Genomic DNA, 19317 nt, shown 5'->3' with positions numbered 1-19317 from the left:
GAAGAGGGATGACCGTGGAAGAGATCTTCATCAATTACCGGACTGGTGACGGCGAGAAGACCGCCGCGCTGATCGATCAGGAGCTGTTGCGCCGGTACGGCCGGGATCGCGTTTTCCGGGCGTCGCGGTCCATCACCGCCGGCCAAACCTACCCCGACAAGCTGCTGAGGAGGCTGCGGGGCTGCTCCGTGCTCCTGGCGGTCATCGGGCCCGACTGGATCAACTTCCAGGCCCGGCTGCGCGATCCGCAGGACTGGGTCCGCAAGGAGATCGAGGAGGCGTTCGCCTGCGCGCTGCCGGTGGTCCCGATCTTGGACGGCCGCAGGATGGACCGCTTGGACAAGGCTCAACTGCCGCCGGAACTCGCCCGGCTGGCCGACATCCAGTCCATCCCCTTCGACACGGCCGACCCCGAGTCCGGCTTCCGTCGCATCGCCGACGCGGTGGCCGACATGGTCCCCGGCTTACCGGACCTGACACAGGTCGAGCCGGTGCCCGCGGCGGGCTCGGTGACCAACTCGGTGGGTGACGTGTCGGGACCGGCCCTCCAGGCCGGGACCATCACCGGGGACGTCACAGGGGACTTCGGGGGCACGGTCATCAAGGACTCCCGGGGAAGCACCATCCACACGGGTACGGGTGACATCAACCAGAACACCCGCCATGTGACGGGCGGCAGGCACTTCTCCGGCGACGGGATGACGTACTTCGAGGGCGACAACCAGGGCGGGGTCCGGAACCGGCTCGGCCGGGCGGAGCGGAACGAGGACGACGGTCGGTGACGCACTCCTCCAACACGTGGGTCGGGAACGCGAGCGGCTTCATGCACACCGGGAGCGGAGATTTCCATCTTCACGCGGCGGCGGACTCCCCGGACTCTGGCGGGCCCTCCTTCCGCCGCGTCGCCGACGACCAACTCGGCCGGTCGCGCAGGGTCCTGGTCGCACCCGGCAACATGGGACGGGCCCGGACCCTGCTCGCCAGCACCGGCACCGTCATCCTGGACGGCACGCCCGGGTCCGGCCGGACCTGTGCCGCCCGGGTCCTGCTGCGCGAGTACCACCGCGACGGCGGCACCCTCCAGGAGCTGCAGCCAGAGGAGGACGACGACGAGCTCCCCCTCCGCGACCCCGATCTCGTCGAGAAGGGCGATCAACTCCTGCTGGACCTCTCGTCCGCCGTGGACACCCGGTGGATCCGCGCATGCGGTGACCTGCCCGCCCTGCGCAAGACCGTGCACGACCGGCGGGCCCACCTGGTCGTCGTGATGCCGCACGGACGAAGGCTCGACGCCGACCTGCAGCACTACCGCGTGGTGATCTCCCCGCCTCCCGCGCTCGACGTCCTCAGAAGGCACCTGCGCGAGCACGGCTTGGCATACGAGGACTGCATGCGGCCGGACAAGACGTCCACCGGCTTCCTGCGGGACCGGCCACTGCGGGAGGTTGCGGAGTTCGCCGATCTGGTGCGCCGCGCCCGCGAGGCCGCACCAGACGCGGAGTTCGCGGCCTGGTGGGACGAGGCCGAGAGCGCGGGCATCGACCGGCGGGCCGACGTCGCCACGCTGGCCCGCTCGTTGCGCGAGGCACCGCAGCAGGCACTCCTGATCACGGTCGCCATGCTGCACGGCTCCCACGCGGACGTCGTCCACCAGGCCGCCCGGATGCTGCTGCGCATCGCTGGTGCTCCGCCCGACGAGCTCACGCTGCTCGAACGCAAAGACCTGTCCCAGCGGTTCGAGGAGATCCGCGCCGAAACCGACGCCCGCGGACGAGTGCGGTTCGGCCAACTCGACTTCGACGCGGCCGTCCGGGCCCACTACTGGGACCACGTGCCCGACCTGCGCAGGCATCTGGGCACCTGGGTGGCCCAGCTCCTGGATCTCAAGGACCCGCACATGACTGCCGAGGTCCACAGCGAGCTGGTGGATCGCCTGGCCGGTCAGTACCTGCGGACCGGACGCGGAGAGGAGCTGATGTCCCTTGCCGAGGGCTGGAGTTCCGCGCCGGCAAGCCGGTCGTCAGCGGAAGCCGCCGTTCGGGCGCTCGCATGTGGTCTCAACGACCCCGTGCAGGGTGCGCGGTTGCGGAGTCTCGTCTACCAGTGGTGCAGGGAGCGTCACCTCAAGAGCCGGTTCGGGGAGGTCCTGGTCAGGGTCTGCGCCGACGTCATCGCCGCGACCCATCCCGACCGGGCCCTGATCCGCCTTTACCACCTGGCCCGGCGCGCGCCCGGCACCACTCGCGCACGGGAGGAGTTGCAGGTACTCGTGGCCACGAGCCGCCGCTTGCGCAGGCTACTGCTCGACCGCCTCGCAAGAGCGCAGTTCGAGCCGGTCGTGCTCGCGATCTTCCTCGAGACCTGCGATCCGCTGCCCCTGTCCTTGAACGGCGAGGCGATGCGGCCACTCGTACGGGAGGACGGTATCCAGCGTTCCCTCACCACCTGCTGGCACGGGGTTCTCGCCTCGCTTCCGCGAACGCAGTGGCAACCGCAGGTCGCACGCTGGCTGCAGACCGCCGCAGGCGACGACGGGGCCGGCGGTGACATGCTGCTCGACGTTCTCGTCGGCGCGGCCGGGCGCTGCGACGGGAGGAGCGGCAGTGTCTTCGCCGCGCTGTACACCCTCGCGCGCGAAGCCGAGCGCTCCACGCAAGGAGACCGGAAGCGTGCCGCGGCGACCACCGAACGGCTCCTCTCGAAGATCCGCACCGCCCAGGGCCTACGCCCAATCGACTCAACGACAGCCTCAGCCGGGGGGACCCGACCATGACGACCGGACGCAAGACGACGACCGTCTTCCTCACCGTGCTCTGCGGCCTGCTGCTGACCATCGTCGGCCTGGAGCAGCGATGGCCCGTCTGGGCCTGGCCAGCGCTGGCAGCACTACTCCTGGCCGTGCCGACTGTGGCGTTCAAGGCCGCCGCGCTCCGCCGCGGCCCCATCCCGGTCAGCTTCGAGGAGCAGCTCACGGCGGCCCCGGTGGAGCGCAGTGAACACCGCGTCAGCCAGGTCGCGCTCCCCAGCCAGTGGCCCGACTACGACTTCGTGTTCTCAGCGACCGTACGGTGGTACCTTCTCTCGCCCTCAGGCAGCGAGCCCGTTCTCAATCCCGCCGGCCTCGCAGTCGATTCGGTCCTGGATCGGGCCCGTGCCATCACCGAGAAGCGCGAACCCGGCCGCGCCTCGCTCGTCCAGCACGAACTCAGCGGCGCCCTCAGCAGAATGCGCCCGGACCTCACGGGACATCTTCAGGCCATGGCGGAGAACGTCGCAGTCACGCTGCTCACACCCGACCAGGAGCGCCTGGACCGGCTCGCCGACGTACGCAAGGACAAGGCCGTCTGGGAGCACCAGCGCAAGTACGAGCAGAGCAAGCGGCAATACCTGGGCGAGGACGTACTCAAGGACACGGGCAGCGCTGTGGTCTGGTGGCTCGCGAAGAACGATGAGCACGTGGAGAAGACGGTGACCGACCTGGGTCTGCTCGCACAGCTCACGTCGGCGGCCAACGACAGCGACATTCCCGAGCGGCTCCAGGAACTGCTTGCACAGCAGCTCGGCCGACCGATTCCCGTGGAGTTCCCGGCGGAGTTCCCCGCACAATTCCCGGCGGGGTTCGAGACGAACGTTCCTCCGACGGCCGAGCCGAAACCGCAGGCTGCCGACCATCTGGCAGGATTCTTCGACTCGGTGGGCTTCGCGGAGGGCGACGACCGACGGTCGTTCCTGGCCAAGCAGCTCGCCGACATGATCAGGGCCCAGGATCGGCACGAGGCAGCCGATGATGTGCTGCGCAGGTTCGATGACCAGCCGCCAGCGACCTCGCAGGACGACGCCCACGTGCCGGAAGACACGACCGACGAGCCGGACCATAGGCACCCCGATTACCGAAGCACCGAGGAGATGTGATGAACAGCGAGCTCACCGCTCTGGCAGCGTCGGGAGCGACCACGCTGGTTTCCCTCATGGCCACGGACTCCTGGACCCATGCGCGCCAGCTTGCCGGTCGCTTCCTCGCACGCAGCGGTTCAGGCGGCACGGCACTCGCAGACCTGGACCATACGCGAACACGACTGGTGAATTCGGACACCGCCGACGTCGAGAGGGCCGCCCGCGAACTCGTCGATCAATGGCGCACCCAGCTGGTGCGGTCGGTCACATCGGGCCTTGCCACCTCAAGGGAACTGCGCGATCTCCTCAACTCCTTGCGGCGCCTGGCCGACACGGCGGCACCAGGTCAGTGCACCGTGCACAACGAGGTCAACGGCGGAGTCCAGAACGCTCCCGTCATCCAAGCCGGCCGCATCAGCGGACTCACCGTCCATGTCCAGCACCCGCAAGATGGGCGGGACTAGGCGGGCCGCCAGGCCAGGAGGGTGAGGAGGTCCGCGGGGACGGGGGGAGATGCGCGGTGGAGGGTGGCGAGCATGGCTGCCACGGCCTCGGTGACCGCGGTGGTGCCCGCGCGGCGTTCGGCCCAGTGCCAGTCGCCGTCGGGGTTGACCTCCAGGAAGACCGGCTCGCCGGCGCGCATGAGGAAGTCGAACGCCCCGAAGCGCAGGGACATCGCCGCGGCGAGCCTCGTGGTGGCGGCGGCCACCGGGGGCGGCGGTTCCACGAGTTCGGCACCGATCCGGCCCGGGGCCGTCCACGGCTCGTCGGGCGCGCCCTTGGTGACCCGGAAGGCGACGATCCGGCCCGCCGCGTAGTAGACCCGCAACTCCGCTTCGTGCGCGATGTGTTCCTGGACGAGCACGGGTGGTCCCGGGCGGGGGCCGGCGGCCAGTTCGTCGCGGTCGGTGATGACGGGGAAGACGCCGGTCAGCCGGCCGGGGGCCGTCTCGACGAAGTGGCGGTGCGCGGCCTTGACGACCAGCCGGGGGCTGTCGAAGCGGTCGAGGACGCCGTGCGGGTCGGTGGTCAGGACGGTGCGCGGCACCGCGACGCCGTGGCGCCGGGCGAGCCGCAACTGCGCGAGAGTGCCCGGGCGGTGGGCGCGGATGGCCGTGCCGGAGACCGCCGCCAGGTCGTCGCACGCGGCGAGCCAGGACTCCCGCAGGAACGCGGTCGCGGCCGCGGCCGCGTCGGGAGCGTCCGGGACGGCGGGCGGCACGGCGGGCGGGTCGAAGTGCCGGATCCACGCGACCGTGGGTGCCAGCAGGCGGCCGTTGACCCGGACGCAGCGCCCGTCGGGCTCGGCGCACAGGTCGGCGCCGCGGGTCTCGTCGGCGTTGAGCCGCACGCACGGCACGCCGTCCTCGGCGAGCCGCCGCGCCACCGGGTCGAGGTCGGTGTCGCAGGTACGGGAGAGCAGGAGGACGGCCGGCACGGGACGCGGCCGCACGTCGATGACCCTTGCGCGGCACGAGAGTTGGGCCAGAAAGGTCTCGTGGCCGTCAGCCATCGCCGGCGGCCAGCAGCTCGTCGGCCATGGTGAGCAGCTTGGTCACGGTCGCGGCCACATGCTCCGGGGCGCGGGGCAGCCGGTCCGCGACACGTCGCAGCAGCGCGTCGTCGCCTCCCGGGGTGTGTGCGCCGTCGTCTCGCGGCGTGCGTGCGCCGGCTGCTCCTGGCGTCGGCCGCGCCTCGGTGGAGGCGGGCGACGGGGCCGGCCGCCCGGCCTTCCCGGCCCGCAGGTGGACGACGAGTTCCAGCACGGTCGCCATCTCGGTGGCCAGCAGTCCGAGCGAGGCCATGTCGCCGAGGTCGGAGCGCGGGCGGCTGTCGCGGTCCAGGACTTCCAGCACGCCGACGCAGTCGCCGCCGCACAGCAGCGGTGCGGCCATGAGGCTGCGCGGCACGTAACCGGTGGACTCGGCGGCCTTGCGGGCGAACAGCGGGTTGTCGGTCACGTCGTCGATCGCGAGCGGCTGGCCGGAGGCCATCGCCCACCCGGCGATGCCGGTGCCGCTGGGGAACCGGCTTCCCACCAGGTGCTGTTCGCCCTCGCCCGCGACCGCTTCGAAGACCAGGTCGTCGTCGGCGGGGTCCAGCAGGAGCACGGAGGCCGCGGCTGCGCCGAAGATGCTGCGGGCGACCTCGACGATCGACTGGAGCAGCCGTCGCTGGAGGGCGTCGGCCATCTCCGGGGCGTCAGTGGGCACGCGCGCCTCCCTCGGGTACGGCCACGTTCCGCGCGGCCAGGTAGAGAACGGACTTGAGCTGGAACGGCGTCAGCGACGGGTGCTTGCTGAGGACGAGCGCGCAGATTCCGGCGATGTGCGGCGTGGCGAAGCTGTTCCCGGTGCTGAGGAACTGCCGGTTGCCGGGCCCCGCGACCGGCACGCGCACCCCCCGGGCGTAGAACTCCACCGGCGGCGTCGGGTTGTAGTAGTAGGTCATCGGGTCGGGACTGTCGTGGCTGGCCACCGAGATGACGGAGGCGAACGGCCACGGATAGCTGCGCACCGGCATGTTGTGCGCCGAGGCGACGATGACGCACCGCCGGAAGTAGGCGCTGTCCGCGAGGTCGCGCAGGTCCTCGCGGAAGGCGGCCTTCGTGGTGGACAGGCTCATGTTGATGACGTCGAAGCCCTGCTCCACCGCCCAGGCCAGGCCCGCGAGCAGCGCGGGTCCGCTGCCGAACCGGCCGCCGGACAGCACCCGTACGGAGGTGAGGGACACGGCGGGGGCCACGGAGCGGATGACGCTCGCGCACGCGGTGCCGTGCCCCGCGGTGTCCCCGACGTCGGCGGGTGTGACGGTGAAGGCGCCGTCGTCCGCCTCGACCACGTCCAGGGCGCCGTCGAGGCCGCCGACCATCGGGTGGTCGGCGTCCACCCCGCTGTCCAGCAGGCAGACCCGCACGCCGGAGCCGTCCGCGCCGCCCCAGGCCCACTGCGGGGTCACCGGGCCGTGCCGGACGACATCGAAGGGTTCCTCGGGCATGGCGGCCACCGGCATGCTCCAGGCGGGCACTCCGGGGAAGTGGTCACGCGGCGGTCTGCGCCAGGGCGGTGAGTCAGTCACCAGGACCTCCTCCCCCGCCGTCGCCCGCCGTACCACCGTGACCGGCCGGCCTCTCGTCGCCGGCCGCGACAGCCCCGCCCGCCGCAACGCCCTCGCCGGCCGCAAGCCAGCCGCGGACCTGCCCGGCCGGCAGCGCGGCCCCCTTGGCCTCGAAGCTGCGCAGCGCCTCGATCGCCGCTGCGGTGGCGCGCGCCGGCTCCCCGGCCGCCCTGAGCACCACCGCCAGGTCGAACAGGGTCTCGCCGGTCAGGCACAGGTCGTCGGAGGAGGTGCAGAGCGCACGTGCCTCGGTGGCGGCGGCGACCGCGTCCTCGTGCCGGCCGCGGGCCGACGCGATCCTCCCGCGCAGGGCGGCGGCGCCCAGCCGGGCCCGCAGGCCGGGGTGCCCGGCGTCCGCGTCCTGCTCCTCGATCCGGTCGAGGGCGGTGCGGGCGGCGTCCACTCTTCCTTGCGCGAACAGCGCCCTGGCGACGGCGACTTCGGTGCCGCGGGTGTCCACCGCGTGCGGCGTGGTGCGGAGCACGCCCAGGCTCTGCCGGTACCGCGCCTCGGCGGCCTCGTGGGCTCCGGCCAGCGACTCGACGAAGCCGGCGGCGTCCAGCACCACGGCGTCGGCCAGGTCGAGACGGTCCTGGCGGGAGTACGCGAGGGCGCCGTCGAGGGTGTGCCGCGCGCCGTCGATGTCGCCATGAAGCGCCTGCAGATGGGCCCGGGTCACCAGGACGGGCAGCAGCAGGGAGCGGCCGGCGGCGAAGCGCGCGGCGAGGGCGTCGCACAGCTCCAGCCCCGCGGCCACCGGGGTGGGTGCCCACTGGGCCAGTTCGCACAGGGCCGCGAGCAGCCGGTCGTCCTCGTAGGGGTCGGCCGTCCGCCGTGCCCGCTTCAGCGCGCGGGCGAACGACGCCTCCGCCAACGCGTATGTCTCGGCGGCGAGTTCGAGGTGGGCGCGGAGCTGCTCCAGCCGGCACCAGCCGAGGTCGTCGTCCGGATCGGCGCTCAGCTGCCCGGCGAGCCGCGCCGATCGGGCGGTCACCTCCGCCGGCTCGGCGAGGCCCAGCCGCAGGTCCACGAGGGCCCGCTGGATCGCGCAGACCGTCGCGTTGCGGGAGTCGCCGGGCAGCGCGGCCTCGGCGGCGGCGAGCGCGGCCAGGCAGCGTTCGGGGTCCTGCAACCACAGCCCGGCGTCGCACAGGTGGAGGGCGAGCGTGGTGTGGCGCCGGTCCCCGACCGGTAGCAATTCCCGTCCGCGCTCAAGCAGTTGGACGGCGGCGGGCAGGTCCTTGCGGGACAGGGCGTTCATGCCCTCGGCGACGAGGGTGTCGGCCGCGGCGCCGGCCAGCGCGGGCAACGCCGGGTCGCCCGGCCGTAGTTCGCGGCGCAGCCGGTACGCCGCCTCGACGTGGTACGCGACGGAGACCGGGTCCTGGCCGGGCTGCGCGGCGAGGTGCCCGGCGAGGAAGTCGTGCCAGTGCTCGCGGCGCGCCTTGGCCGTGCACTCGTAGGCGGTCTCGCGCAGCAGGGCCTGGGTGAAGCGGTGGGTGCCGGCGGGACCGCGTTCCAGCAGCCGCCGGCGGGACAGCAGGGCGACGCCCCGGTCCGTCGCGGCGGCGTCGATGCCGTCGGCGCCGGCCATCGACCGGAGCAGGCCGGGGGTGAACTCGCGTCCGATGACGGCGGCCAGCTCCAGCAGGGTCCGCTCGGTGCGCGGCAACTGGTCGAGCCGGGCGCCCAGCAGGGCCTGGATGGTGGGCGGGATCTGCGGGTCGGGAGCGCTGCCGGCCAGGACGTCCATCAGCTGCTCGGCGAACAGCGGGTTGCCGTCGCACAGTTCGACGACCGTGCCGTTGACCTCCTGGTAGTCCTGCGGGTGGACGTCGCCGCGTGCGGCCAGCCGCCCGACGAGCGCGGTGGTCTGCTCGGCGCTCATCGGTCCGAGTTCCAGGGTCATCGCGCAGGGCTTCCCCCCGCCCCAGGCGCCGCGGACGTCGAGCAGTTCGGGACGGGCGACGCACAGCAGCAGCACCGGCACGTCGTGCAGCCAGGTGGCGACGTCGTCGATGAGGTCGAGCAGGGTCTCCTCGGACCAGTGCAGGTCCTCCCAGACCATGACCACGGTCCTTGACCTGCCGAGGACTTCGAGCAGGTGGCGGACCGCCCAGGCGATGTCCTCGGCGCCGGCGCGCGCCGCGTCCGCCTCGGGGTCGAGGACGGTGCCGAGGGTGCGGGCCACCAGGCCGTGCGCCGGGGAGGGCCCGGCGGTGCCGTCGTCGCCCGGCCGCAGCAGCAGGGGCAGCGCCTGCCGGCCGCCGGGCAGCGAGCCGAGCATCTCGGCGAGCGGCCGGTAGGTGATCCCGCGGCCGTAGGCGGAGCAGCGGCCGGTGAGCACCGTCACCTCGCCGTCCGGAAGTTGGGCGAGGAACTCCTGCACCAGGCGGGACTTGCCGATGCCGGGCGCGCCGATGACCGTGGCCAGGCACGCCTGCCGCCGGGTGCGGGTGCGGCGCAGGCTGCGTTCGAGCTCCTCGAGTTCGTCGCTGCGGCCGATGAACGGCACCGGCTCCGGGGTGTCCGCGGCGCCTTCCAGGGCGGTGACCCGCCATGCCGGCACGGGCCGCGCCTTGCCCTTCAGCTCCAGCGGGGCGACGGCCTGCAGCCCGACGTGCCGGCGCACCACGGCCGCGGTGTCGGCGCAGATCAGCACCTCGCCCGGTGCCGCGGCGGTCTGCAGCCGGGCCGCGGTGTTGACCGAGTCGCCGATGACGCGGAAGTAGCCGCCCTCGCCGGTGATCACCATGACGTCGCCCGTGCAGATCCCGGCCCGTGCCTCCAACTCCACCTGGTACCGGGCGCCCAGCTCGGCGGTGAGGTCGGCGAGCGCGGCCAGGGCGCCGGTCGCGGCGCGCACCGCGCGCAGCGCGTCGTCCTCGTGCGCGACGGTGACGCCGAAGCCGGCGAGGATGGCGTCGCCGATGAACTTCTCGACGGCGCCGCCGTGTTCGGCGATGCGGGCGCCGCAGCTGGCGAAGTACCGGTCCATGACCTGCCGCAGCGGTTCGGGGTCCAGACGTTCGGCGAGCGTGGTGGAGCCGACGATGTCCAGGAAGAGCATGGACACCCGCTTGCGCGTCTCGCCCTCGGTACCGCCGGTGGCCAGCGGCGCGCCGCAGCCGGCGCAGAACCGGTCGGACGCGCCGGCCTGCCGCCCGCACGCCGAGCAGGTCACTGGGTGCCCTCCAGGGTCTGCTCGGCGGGCGCCGGGGCGGGGGCGGCGGCCGGTTCCCCGGTGTCGGGGAGGGCGATGCGGGCGTAGACGCCGGCGAGCACCACGACGAGCCCGGACACCGTGAAGATGGTGTCGATCGGCCCGAACCGCAGGCCGGCCACCGACCCGTCGAGGTGGCGCAGCCCGCTGCCGGCCAGCCAGCCGGAGAGCACCGCGGCCAGCATCGCCGCCAGTTGGGTGACGGGGTAGAACACCGCGACGACCCGGCCGCGCAGTTCGCGCGGCGTGGCGGCCAGCAGCAGCGGTGACATGGCGGTGTTGAGCATCGTCAGCGGCAGGGCGAAGACGAACAGCAGGGCCAGCGCTGCCGGGAAGTGCGACTGCCGTGAGTACAGGACCAGCAGGGCGCCGCCGGCCAGCAGGCCGATCCAGGTGGTCCTGCGGGCGCCGATCCACTCCACGACCCGGCCGGCGCACAGCGCCCCGACGATGCCGCCGATGCCCATCGCCATTCCCAGGTAGCCGTAGAGGTGGGCGGAGGCGTGCAGGTTCCTGGTGGCGAAGAAGACGTTCAGGGTGTTCAGGGCGCCGATGCCGAGCTGGCCGATCACGGCGAAGGTGAGCAGGGCGACCAGGAACCGGTTGCCGCGGAAGAACCTCAGCCCCTCGGTGAAGTCGTGCAGGAATCCACGGCGTTCGGGCGCCGGGCTGTCCGGTTCCGTGCTCGGCGCGGGGCGGGCGTCGACCGAGCTGATGGCGATGTAGGACACCAGGTAGGAGAAGGCGTTGAACAGCAGCGCCCACTGCAGGCCGACGGCGAACAGCAGGGGCGCGGCGAGCGGCGGCCCGATGATCCAGGCGGTCTGCCCGGTCGCCTGGGCAATGCCGGCCGCGCGGGCCCGGTCCGCCTCGCCCGTGACCAGTTCGGCGATGACCGAGAACCGGGACGGGTTGAAGAACTGGGTGGCCGCGTTGAGGACGAACACCGTCACGTAGACCATGGCCAGCCACGCCCAGATCCCCAGGTCGTGGGCCGGCAGGAAGGAGACGGCGGCCAGGGCGGCGACCAGGCCGCCGCGCAGCACCTCGGTGCGCAGCATGGTGGCGCGCTTGTCCCAGCGGTCGACGAACACCCCGGCGACCGGGCCGACGAGCAGCACGGCCGCGCCGGTCGCCAGCAGCACGCCGCTGACCGCCTCGGGCGCCCAGGGCCGGCCCTTGGCCAGGACGGTGGCGACCCACAGGACCAGCGTGGTGCTGAACACGGCGTCGCCGACGGAGGAGACGGCCTGGCCGAACCACAGGCGGGTGTAGGCCGGGTTGATGAGGACCAGCCGGCGCCTCACGCGACACGCACCCGGGACACGACCAGCGCCATCAGGGCGGTCACCAGGGTGGTGTGGTAGCCCTTCTCGAACCGCACGGCCGCCGGGTCGGCCGCGGTGGCGGCGGTGCGGGGCGAGCGCCCGGGGATCGAGCCGTCCGGCTGCTGGGCCCGGGCCAGGCAGGCGACGGCCTCGGCGCCCCAGGGGGCCGCGAGCGGTTCGGCGCCCAGGCAGGCTCCGGTCAGCAGCAGTTCGGCCGCCAGGTCCCACCATTCGCGCTCGACGCAGTGGCCGAGCAGCAGGTGGACCAGCGGCAGGGCCGACGCCGCGGTGCCGGCGGGCAGTTGGGGGGCGGTCGCGCCGAAGTCGCTGAGGTAGAAGCTGGAATGGGTGAGCGCGTAGGCCTCGGGGATCGTCACCGGGGCCTCCCCGGGCGCGGGCCGGCGTTCGGCGACGGCGGCGGGCAGGGTGGCGAGGACGCCTGCGGCGGCGAGTTCCTCGTAGGGTTCGAGCGTGTGCGGCACCCCGGCCTTGTCGGCGTAGTACCGCAACTCCAGTCGCTGGTAGGGGGATGCGCCCGCCGCGGACAGCTCGTCGCCGGCCAGGGCGGCGAGCGCGCCGCGGCACACCCGCTCGTCGATCCCGCCGGGAGCGAACGCGACGGACGCCAGCGCGTAGGAGGCGGCGTAGCGGGGTTCCGCGCCGAGCAGCCCCGCCAGGTCCGTGCGCTGCCACAGCGTCCGCACCAGGTCGGTGGCCTGGTCGGCGCGCGGGTCGTCGCAAGTGCCGGGGCGCGCCGCGCAGTGGCACAGCAGCGCCAGTTCCAGGGCGGCCTTCGCCTTCCCGTGCGCGGACGACCGTGCGGCTTCCGTGGACGGGTCGAAGTAGTCGAGGTGGTGCTGGAGCCAGTCGAGGGTGCCGGTCCGCAGCCGGTCCAGTGCTCCGGACATGTCTACAGCCGTCCCGTCTCGTCGAGGTAGTCCAGCAGGGCGGCGTCGACGGTGTCGCGGAAGTCCGCGCGCGCCCGCTCGTCGTCGCCGCGCAGGTAGAGGTCCTCGCAGCCGATCCAGCGCGGCCGCGTCTGCCCGTCCGGCAGGTACCCGCCGCCGACCGTGCCGACCTGCCAGTCGCTCTTGCCGGCGGTCTCCCAGCAACTGGACAGGGTGCCGTCGGCGCTGACCACGGCGCCGTAGCGGCCGTCGCCGTAGCCGCAGGTCGCGCAGAGCTGCCGGGCCCGGGGGCGGCTGACCGCGAAGCCGAGGTCGAGTGCCCTGCGCTGCCACGCGGTGAAGCGGGCCGACAGCGCGCCGGTGTGGAGCAGGTCGTTGGCGTAGCCGACGCCGACGTCACCGACCTGCGCGAAGTACAGGGTGCACCGGCCGGGGTCGAGGGACGCGGCGAGGCGGTCGATCAGCGCGTCCACGCCGCCGATGGTCTCCTGCGAGATGTTGACCCGCAGGATCCAGCTGATCGGGGCCGCCTCGCAGGCCCGGACGATGTTCCGGACGATCGTGTCGAACGTGCCGTCGCCGTCTGCCCGCTGGACCCGGATGCGGTCGTGGTCGGGCCGGTCGCCGTCGAAGGTGACCTGGATCCGGTCCAGGCCCAGGGCGGCCAGCCTGCGGGCCAGGGACGGGGTGAGCAGCGTGGTGTTGGAGATCATCCACGCCCCCGTCAGCCCGCGGTCCTGGGCGCGTTCGAGCAGTTCCAGGCAGCCGCGCGGGTTGAGCAGCGGCTCGCCGCCGAACAGCAGGATCCTGAGCCGGTCCAGCCCGGACGCGGCCATCTGGCGCCCGGTGAAGTCCAGCACGGACGCGATGGTCGACGAGGTCAGGCGGTTGCGGCCGATCCGCGGGGGCCGGCTTCCGCCGCCGTCGGCCTGGCCGGTGTTCTGGAAGCAGTAGCCGCAGCCCAGGTTGCAGTGCGTGCTCGTCAGCACCGTCAGCGAGTAGGTGCGCGGCGGGCCCGCGGAGAGCAACCCGTGCTCCCGCAGCCGGCGTTCGGTGGCCGGCCGCAGCGCACCGCCCTCGGTGAGCTGGCTGTCGCGCAGCCGCGCCACTCCCCCGCCCGGTCCGAGGAACCACCAGTTCCGCTCCCCGCGCAGGAGCCGTACCGCGCCGGCGCGGTCCTCGTCGACGCGGCTCATCGCGCACCTCCCGCGGCGGGTGCCGGGGTCCGGACGCCTGCGTCGTCCGTGCCGGTGGCGGTGGCGGTGGCGGTGGCGGTGGTGCGCGCATCGCCTCCGGGCCTGGCACTGCACACGATCAGGGTGGACAGCGCCGCCACCAGGGTCGCCTGGTAGGCCATCCGGAAGAACGCGGCGGGGGTGGTGGCGTCGTCGGCCCGCTGCTCCGCGCAGCGCCCGGGGATCGCGCCGTCCGCGGACTGGGCCTCGGCGAGCATCCGCAGGGCGGCCGTTCCGGACGCGGTCTGCCGGGGGTCGAGGCCCAGGCAGTGCTGGGCGAGCACGAGCTTGGCGGACAGGTCCCACTCCCCGCGGGCCGTGCAGCGGTCCGTGAGCCGGTCGACGACGTCCCGGGCGCGCCGCAGGTCCGCGGCGTCCAGCCCGGGATCGCGGAGCCCGAAGTCGCTGAGGTAGAAGACGGTGTGCGTGACGTTGCAGACCTCCAGGCCGGCCACGGACCGCCCGCCGCCGTGCCGGGCCAGTTCGCTCGCCGCCCACAGGTCCCGGTAGGAGTGCAACCGGTGGGCCACGCCTGCGACATCGGCGTAGTACCGCGTCTCCAGGTGCAGGTAGGGCGACTTGCCGCGCGGTGCCAGGAAGCCCTCGGCGGCCAGCCCGCGCAGCACGTCGGGGTACGGGCTGCCGGCGAGGCCCGCGGGGGCGAGCGCGCCGTACATCAGCCGGAACGGCTGGGAGTAGCGCGGGTCGAGGGTGAGCTGGCGCGGGTACTCGGGGCGCCGCCAGACGCGTTCGACGGTCGCGCGCACCTCCGCAAGTGCCGGGTCCGCGGGCGCCGCCCGCTCCCAGTGGCGGCAGAGCAGGGCGAGTTGGAGCAGCGCCTTGACGCGCGGGGTCACCGGCAGTTCGGCGTGCCCGGACGGCGCGTCAAGAAATCCCGAGTGCAGCCGTATCCACCGCAGCGCGCCCGTCGAGACCCGCTCCGCGGCCGCGGGATGCGGGCCGGCTGATCGCGTACTCATGGTTCTCCCTCGAGGTAGCGGACTGCTGGACCACCTGGTCGATGACGTCGGCCGCGCGCGCGGGACCGCCGGCCGCGGCCAGCCGGCGCCCGAGCGCGGCGGCGCGGTCGCGGAGCTGTTCGTCGCGCAGTGCGGACGTGAGGAGCGCGGCCGGACCCGCGGCGGCGCTCCTCACGTCCTGACTCGGGTCGGGCGCCTTGGGCAGGTGCACGGCGACGCCCGCGCGCAGGCAGGCCCAGGACAGCAGCGGCTGCTCCGAGCCGTTGGGCGAGACCGCGAGCGGCCGGCCGCGCAGCAGCGCGCCGAGCACCGGCGCGGAGGTGCCGCTGGTCAGCACCAGCTCCGCCATGTCGACCAGCGGTCCCATCCAGGGCTTGCGGACGAGCAGGATGTCGGCGCCGGCGGCGGGTCGCGGATCGGTGGACCGCCCCTGCTCGACGACGGCCTGCAACGGGCCGCCGGTGAACGCCTCGTTGAGCTGCGGCCACGGGTCGCGGCCGCCGAAGAAGCGCCCCAGGTGGACGTAGACGACGGGCTTGCCGCGGCGCGCGGTGTGCGCCCTGATCGCCGCGGTCTCCGCCGCGTCCGCGGCGGGTTCCCACGCCAACGGCCCTACGTGGTGGACCCGTTGGGGAAGCTCGGACCCCGGATGCTCCAGTTCGGGGTCGCCGCGGAGCAGCAGCGCCTCGCCGAGCAGAGGACTGCCGGGGCAAGGGTGGCCGCGCGCCGGGTCGTCCGGACGGCGTGTTCGGCGCGGCGGCAGCCCGGCCTGCTCCCTGACGCTCTCGTAGAGGTCGAGCGACACCGCGGTGCGGTTCTCCCGGGTCCGCCCCCAGGACTGCTCGCCGGCCCCGCCGGACCGGTAGTCCCACAGATGGGCCGCGAGCCCGATCACCACGACGGGGATGTCCAGGGTCTCGGCGGCCAGGAGTGCGCCGTTGCACAGCACGGAGGTGACCAGGAGGTCGGCGCGGGCCTGCCGGGCGGCGCGTACGGTGGCGCGGTACTGGGCCACTCCGGTCCGCCCCCACCAGGTCGCGGAGAAGGCCCGCCGCCCGCCGAACTCCTCGGCCGCCGCGAACGGCAGGCCGGCCTCGGCGGCGATGGGCGCGGCGCCCGCGCGCGCGAGCACGCTCACGTGGTGGCCCCGGCCGCGCAGCTCGCGTCCCACGGCGATCGCCGGGTAGAGGTAGCCGCCGTCACTGAGCGGGCAGAGCAGCACGTTCACGGAGCCTCCAGGGCGGCGGCGGGAGCGGGCGGACCGGGACGGCCCGGGCGGCCGGCCCGACGCCGCGGTACGGCTCCGGTCCCGTGGCCGCCGCCGGGATGCGGCGCCCGGCGGGGTTGCCCGTCCTCGCCCGGTCGGTTCGACCGGGCTGCCCGGTGCGCGGCGGTGTGCCGGCGGCCGGACGGCCCGGTCGGTGGGCTCGTGCGCCTCAGAGGGCCGAGCTGTTGTTCACGATGCAGCCGGACTCGACCGCCTCTTCGCCCTCGCCGTGCGCGACGACGTCGACGTCCTCTTCCTCGGCCTCGGTCGGCTCGGGGTTGATGTCCTCGGGCATGCTTCCTCCTTCGCCAGGCGGCGCCTGCTACGCCGGTCCGAGTCCGATGGTGGGGAACGCCGGTTCGACGGCGGGTAGCCGCCGGTTGGAAATCGGTTTGACGGCCGTTCCCGCGCACGTCCAGGGCTCCGCCCGGAGTTGCGCGGGAGGGTGCGCGGGGTGCCGGCCGGGCCCGCGCAGGCGCACCCGGGCCAGGGCGCACCCGGGCCAGGGATGCGCTCCGTGCCGGGGTCAGGTCCGGGACACCGGAACCCGGGCGGCCGCGGCGGACTCCCGCGCGTAGGCGTACGTCAGGGCCGGCATCTCGTACCGCACGGTGTGCCCGGCCTCCTCGTCCACGTCCATGTGACGGACGGTCAGGACGCTGGCCTCCATGAGGTTCTCCAGCACCCGCACGGCCGTGTCCGGGTCGCGGTCGAGCGCGGCGGCCGCCTGCTCCAGGGTGAACTGCGGCTCCGGCAGCACCCCGAGGCGCAGCACGGCCCCGTACGCGGCCGCGGGCAGGTCGTCGATCGACTCAGCGAGGCGGACGCGCACCGCCACGTCGTCCCCGCACAGCTCGTCCAGGAGCGGCCGGGTGCCGGTCATCCGCGCCCCGTACTCCCGCAGCGGGACGTGCCGCAGGAAGGCGAGGCGGTCGGCCACCAGCCGGATCCCGAGCGGCAGCAGGCCCGCCGCCCGGACGATCTGCGCGGCCGAGGCGGGGTCGGCCATGACCCTCTCCGCCCCGATGACCCGGCCCAGGAAGTCCACCGCCTCGTCGACGGTCAGCGGGGAGAGGCACAGCCGGAACGCGCCGTCGAGGCCGATCAGCCGGTGCCGCGCCGTCACCAGGACCGCGGTCTCCCCCACCTCGGGGAGCAGCGGCCGCACCTCGGACTCGCGGCGCGCGTCGTCGACCACCACCAGCGCCCGGCGCCCGCCCAGCCACAACTGCCAGGCCCAGCGCAGGTCCGTGCCCGGTGGCGGCTCCGGGCGGCCGACGGCGGCCAGCAGCTGGCGCAGCACGCCCTCCAGCGCGCGCGGCCGCCCGTCGTCGCCGCGCAGCCGTACAAAGAACCGGCCGTCGGGGAAGTACTCGCCGAGCCGGTGGGCGACGTGGACCGCGAGCGCCGTCTTGCCGGTGCCCAGCGCGCCGGTGACGACGGCCAGCCGGCTGCCGCGCGCCGCCAGCGCATCGGTCAGGAGCGCGGTGGCCGCGGTCCTGCCGGTGAAGGCCGGCGGTGCGGCCGGGACCAGATTCGGTGCCGTCGCGGGGCCGCGCCTCGGCGTCTCACGCCGGGCGGCAGGCGCCGGTTCGTGCAGCAGCGAGTCGTAGAACCGGGTCAGGGCCGGGCTCGGCGACAGCCCCAGCTCCTGGGCGAGGGCGCGGCGCAGCTCGTCGTAGACGGCCAGTGCCTCGGCCCGGCGCCCCGCCTGGCACAGCGCCGTCATCTGCAGCATGCGCAGCCGTTCGCGGAACGGGTGCTGCTGAGCGATGTCGGTGGCGCGCTCGATCGTGGTCGCGCCGGAGCCCGCCGCGATCTCCGCTTCCATCCAGTCCTCGAAGACCCCGAGGAACCGCCGGTCGAGGCGCTGCGCGGCGGCGTCGATGAGGGGGATGTCGCGGAACCCGTCGAGCGCCGCGCCGCGCCACAGGGCCAGCGCGTCGGTCGCCGCGCCGGAGCCGGCGAGGCGGGCGAAGCGCAGGGCGTCCAGTTCCTCGGCGTCGCTGTGCAGGACGTAGCCCCCGGTCCGGTGGCTGATGCGGCACTCCGAGCCGGCGCCGAGCACCCTCCGTAACGAGGACACGTACACCTGGACGTTCTTGCGGGCGGTCCGCGGCGGGGCGTCGTCCCACAGCGCCTCGACGAGGTCGTCGAAGGCCACCCGGGCGTTCGCGTGGCACAGCAGCGCCGCGAGCAGGATCTGCTGTTTGCGCGTTCCCAGGTCCAGCGGCCGGCCGTCCTCCAGCACCTGCAGGGGGCCGAGAATCCCGAAAGCCAGGCTCATTTCACGCCAGCTTGATCGCGGTGGAATGCCCTTCCACATCCGCGTCCGACACCGCTTCGAGTCGCTCTCTGACGGAGTTGAGGACGGTGACTTCCTCTTCGGTCAGCCCGGAAAGGACGTCCTGCTGCTGCGGGGTCAGCATGTCGACGGGGTTGCCCGCTTCCCGGAGTGCGGCGAGGGCGTCAAAGGTCATGCGGTGCCTCCTGTGTGGGGTGAAGCATCAGCGTTTTCCGCCCCTCTGACGACCGGGGGGCCGGTGGGCCGCGCGGCGCCAAGGAACGGGCTTGAGGTGACCCGTGCGCAAGTGGTGCGGCCCGCAGGCGGGTTGACGAGCCGAACGGGGCCGGGCCAGGCACGCGGTGACGCGGCGTTCCGGCCGGCGGTCGGCCCGGCATTCGCCGGACGGGCCGGACTTCGCGGGTACTTCGGTGCTAGCCGGGCCTGCAGGGGAATGCGTCGGCATCCGGAAGGGCCAGGGTTTCCTCCGATGGCATCGGCGCACTCTCCTCTCGGCCGCACGACGCGGTGGCCGTCCTTCATGCTGACGGCCTTTACCGGGCCGTAGCAAGGGCGCATAGGGAGGCGCGGGCCCTCCGCTTACCGGTTCGCCAGCGTTTTTCGGACACGCCTCCGCCGAGGTCGCAGGGGGTGCATGCGCTCCCTCGTGCGCCGTTGTGCGCCCCTCCGCGATCTCCCCCGGCCGGGGGTGGGCGCCGTCCCTCCTTTCCCGTTCCGGCAGGCAGGACGGCGGGGCGCGGCGCGAATTCCGTGTCCCCCGCATCCACTTCGCCCCGGCCGGGTATCCGGGGGCGCAGGAGATTACCCCGCGCCTGAACACCACAGGCACCCTGTTTCACAGGAATCACCGAGCAGCGAGGCCGCGCCCGCGTCCCCGCCGCAAAGGCCCTTCGCGAACCTGTCCGAATTCCCCGCACCCCGATCCGGGTTCACCCTTGGACGGGGATCCCGGATCGCTCGTGCGTGCAGCCCGGAGCGGACGAGTTCGAGGCCCCGGCCCGTCCGGTTGCGGCCTCGCCCGGCGTTGTCGCCCCCGAAGGCGGAATCCGCGGACCGCCGG

The 19317-nt window shown here is 73.8% G+C and carries 16 protein-coding genes; 4 read left to right on the top strand and 12 right to left on the bottom strand.

All coding sequences use genetic code 11. The features are described 5' to 3' along the window. Positions 1-8 precede the first annotated feature (8 nt). Genes ACH4TG_RS27020 through ACH4TG_RS27005 form a run of 4 tightly spaced genes read left to right on the top strand, consistent with a single transcriptional unit; the run spans position 9 to position 4358 of the window. The gene (locus ACH4TG_RS27020; RefSeq protein WP_398245128.1) at positions 9-782 is read left to right on the top strand and encodes a toll/interleukin-1 receptor domain-containing protein; all 774 of its coding nucleotides are present in this window, start codon (positions 9-11) and stop codon (positions 780-782) included. Then, the gene (locus ACH4TG_RS27015; RefSeq protein ID WP_398245127.1) at positions 779-2773 is read left to right on the top strand and encodes a hypothetical protein; all 1995 of its coding nucleotides are present in this window, start codon (positions 779-781) and stop codon (positions 2771-2773) included. Before ACH4TG_RS27020 ends, ACH4TG_RS27015 begins: the two co-directional genes overlap by 4 nt. Further along, positions 2770-3912, top strand: coding sequence for a hypothetical protein (locus tag ACH4TG_RS27010; protein ID WP_398245125.1), 1143 nt, complete (start codon positions 2770-2772; stop codon positions 3910-3912). Before ACH4TG_RS27015 ends, ACH4TG_RS27010 begins: the two co-directional genes overlap by 4 nt. Continuing rightward, positions 3912-4358 (top strand): hypothetical protein, encoded by a 447-nt coding sequence (locus tag ACH4TG_RS27005; protein ID WP_398245124.1) that lies wholly within the window; start codon positions 3912-3914, stop codon positions 4356-4358. The genes ACH4TG_RS27010 and ACH4TG_RS27005 overlap by 1 nt, the downstream gene beginning before the upstream one ends. On the opposite strand, the gene ACH4TG_RS27000 is transcribed toward ACH4TG_RS27005, so the two are convergent. The 12 genes from ACH4TG_RS27000 to ACH4TG_RS26945 all read right to left on the bottom strand — a co-directional run bounded on the left by ACH4TG_RS27000 (position 4355) and on the right by ACH4TG_RS26945 (position 18432). Continuing rightward, positions 4355-5347 carry a RimK family alpha-L-glutamate ligase gene (locus ACH4TG_RS27000; protein ID WP_398245123.1) on the bottom strand — a complete coding sequence of 331 codons (993 nt, stop codon included), beginning with the start codon at positions 5345-5347 and terminating at the stop codon, positions 4355-4357. The genes ACH4TG_RS27005 and ACH4TG_RS27000 overlap by 4 nt on opposite strands. A 52-nt stretch (positions 5348-5399) precedes the next feature. Continuing rightward, positions 5400-6107, bottom strand: a complete 708-nt coding sequence (locus tag ACH4TG_RS26995; protein ID WP_398245122.1) for a GAF domain-containing protein — start codon at positions 6105-6107, stop codon at positions 5400-5402. Beyond that, the gene (locus ACH4TG_RS26990; RefSeq protein ID WP_398245121.1) at positions 6097-6972 is read right to left on the bottom strand and encodes a S8 family serine peptidase; all 876 of its coding nucleotides are present in this window, start codon (positions 6970-6972) and stop codon (positions 6097-6099) included. The genes ACH4TG_RS26995 and ACH4TG_RS26990 overlap by 11 nt, the downstream gene beginning before the upstream one ends. Further along, entirely contained in the window at positions 6965-10195 is a 3231-nt protein-coding gene (locus ACH4TG_RS26985) for an ATP-binding protein (protein ID WP_398245120.1), read from the bottom strand. The genes ACH4TG_RS26990 and ACH4TG_RS26985 overlap by 8 nt, the downstream gene beginning before the upstream one ends. Continuing rightward, on the bottom strand, positions 10192-11541 hold the full coding sequence (locus tag ACH4TG_RS26980; protein WP_398245119.1) for an MFS transporter: 1350 nt from the start codon (positions 11539-11541) through the stop codon (positions 10192-10194). The genes ACH4TG_RS26985 and ACH4TG_RS26980 overlap by 4 nt, the downstream gene beginning before the upstream one ends. Further along, on the bottom strand, positions 11538-12470 hold the full coding sequence (locus tag ACH4TG_RS26975) for a DUF6895 family protein (RefSeq protein ID WP_398245118.1): 933 nt from the start codon (positions 12468-12470) through the stop codon (positions 11538-11540). Before ACH4TG_RS26975 ends, ACH4TG_RS26980 begins: the two co-directional genes overlap by 4 nt. Before the next feature lie 2 nt (positions 12471-12472). Continuing rightward, entirely contained in the window at positions 12473-13666 is a 1194-nt protein-coding gene (locus tag ACH4TG_RS26970; RefSeq protein ID WP_398245117.1) for a radical SAM protein, read from the bottom strand. Next, positions 13663-14685 carry a DUF6895 family protein gene (locus tag ACH4TG_RS26965; RefSeq protein ID WP_398245116.1) on the bottom strand — a complete coding sequence of 341 codons (1023 nt, stop codon included), beginning with the start codon at positions 14683-14685 and terminating at the stop codon, positions 13663-13665. The genes ACH4TG_RS26970 and ACH4TG_RS26965 overlap by 4 nt, the downstream gene beginning before the upstream one ends. After that, positions 14591-15913 (bottom strand): glycosyltransferase, encoded by a 1323-nt coding sequence (locus ACH4TG_RS26960; protein WP_398245115.1) that lies wholly within the window; start codon positions 15911-15913, stop codon positions 14591-14593. Before ACH4TG_RS26960 ends, ACH4TG_RS26965 begins: the two co-directional genes overlap by 95 nt. A 208-nt stretch (positions 15914-16121) precedes the next feature. Next, positions 16122-16247: a hypothetical protein gene (locus ACH4TG_RS26955; RefSeq protein WP_398245114.1), complete on the bottom strand. Its 126-nt coding sequence runs from the start codon at positions 16245-16247 to the stop codon at positions 16122-16124. Positions 16248-16478: 231 nt separating this feature from the next. Then, positions 16479-18239, bottom strand: a complete 1761-nt coding sequence (locus ACH4TG_RS26950; protein WP_398245113.1) for a BTAD domain-containing putative transcriptional regulator — start codon at positions 18237-18239, stop codon at positions 16479-16481. 1 nt (position 18240) lies between these two features. Beyond that, a complete protein-coding gene (locus ACH4TG_RS26945) occupies positions 18241-18432 on the bottom strand; it encodes an aroma-sacti cluster domain-containing protein (RefSeq protein ID WP_398245112.1) in 192 nt (63 codons plus the stop codon). Positions 18433-19317 lie beyond the last annotated feature (885 nt).

The sequence above is a fragment of the Streptomyces sp. NPDC020917 genome, assembly GCF_044333795.1.
GTDB lineage: Bacteria > Actinomycetota > Actinomycetes > Streptomycetales > Streptomycetaceae > Actinacidiphila.
Note: the sequence above shows the minus strand (reverse complement) of the source record. Positions and strands in the feature narration are given on the sequence as shown.

What these genes read in the sequence shown, in the direction of transcription:
- ACH4TG_RS26945 (WP_398245112.1), bottom strand. Translation starts at nt 18,432, where the DNA reads ATGACCTTTGACGCCCTCGCCGCACTCCGGGAAGCGGGCAACCCCGTC.
- ACH4TG_RS26965 (WP_398245116.1), bottom strand. Translation starts at nt 14,685, where the DNA reads ATGAGTACGCGATCAGCCGGCCCGCATCCCGCGGCCGCGGAGCGGGTC.
- ACH4TG_RS26955 (WP_398245114.1), bottom strand. Translation starts at nt 16,247, where the DNA reads ATGCCCGAGGACATCAACCCCGAGCCGACCGAGGCCGAGGAAGAGGAC.
- ACH4TG_RS27010 (WP_398245125.1), top strand. Translation starts at nt 2,770, where the DNA reads ATGACGACCGGACGCAAGACGACGACCGTCTTCCTCACCGTGCTCTGC.
- ACH4TG_RS27005 (WP_398245124.1), top strand. Translation starts at nt 3,912, where the DNA reads ATGAACAGCGAGCTCACCGCTCTGGCAGCGTCGGGAGCGACCACGCTG.
- ACH4TG_RS26970 (WP_398245117.1), bottom strand. Translation starts at nt 13,666, where the DNA reads ATGAGCCGCGTCGACGAGGACCGCGCCGGCGCGGTACGGCTCCTGCGC.
- ACH4TG_RS26950 (WP_398245113.1), bottom strand. Translation starts at nt 18,239, where the DNA reads ATGAGCCTGGCTTTCGGGATTCTCGGCCCCCTGCAGGTGCTGGAGGAC.
- ACH4TG_RS27020 (WP_398245128.1), top strand. Translation starts at nt 9, where the DNA reads ATGACCGTGGAAGAGATCTTCATCAATTACCGGACTGGTGACGGCGAG.
- ACH4TG_RS26975 (WP_398245118.1), bottom strand. Translation starts at nt 12,470, where the DNA reads ATGTCCGGAGCACTGGACCGGCTGCGGACCGGCACCCTCGACTGGCTC.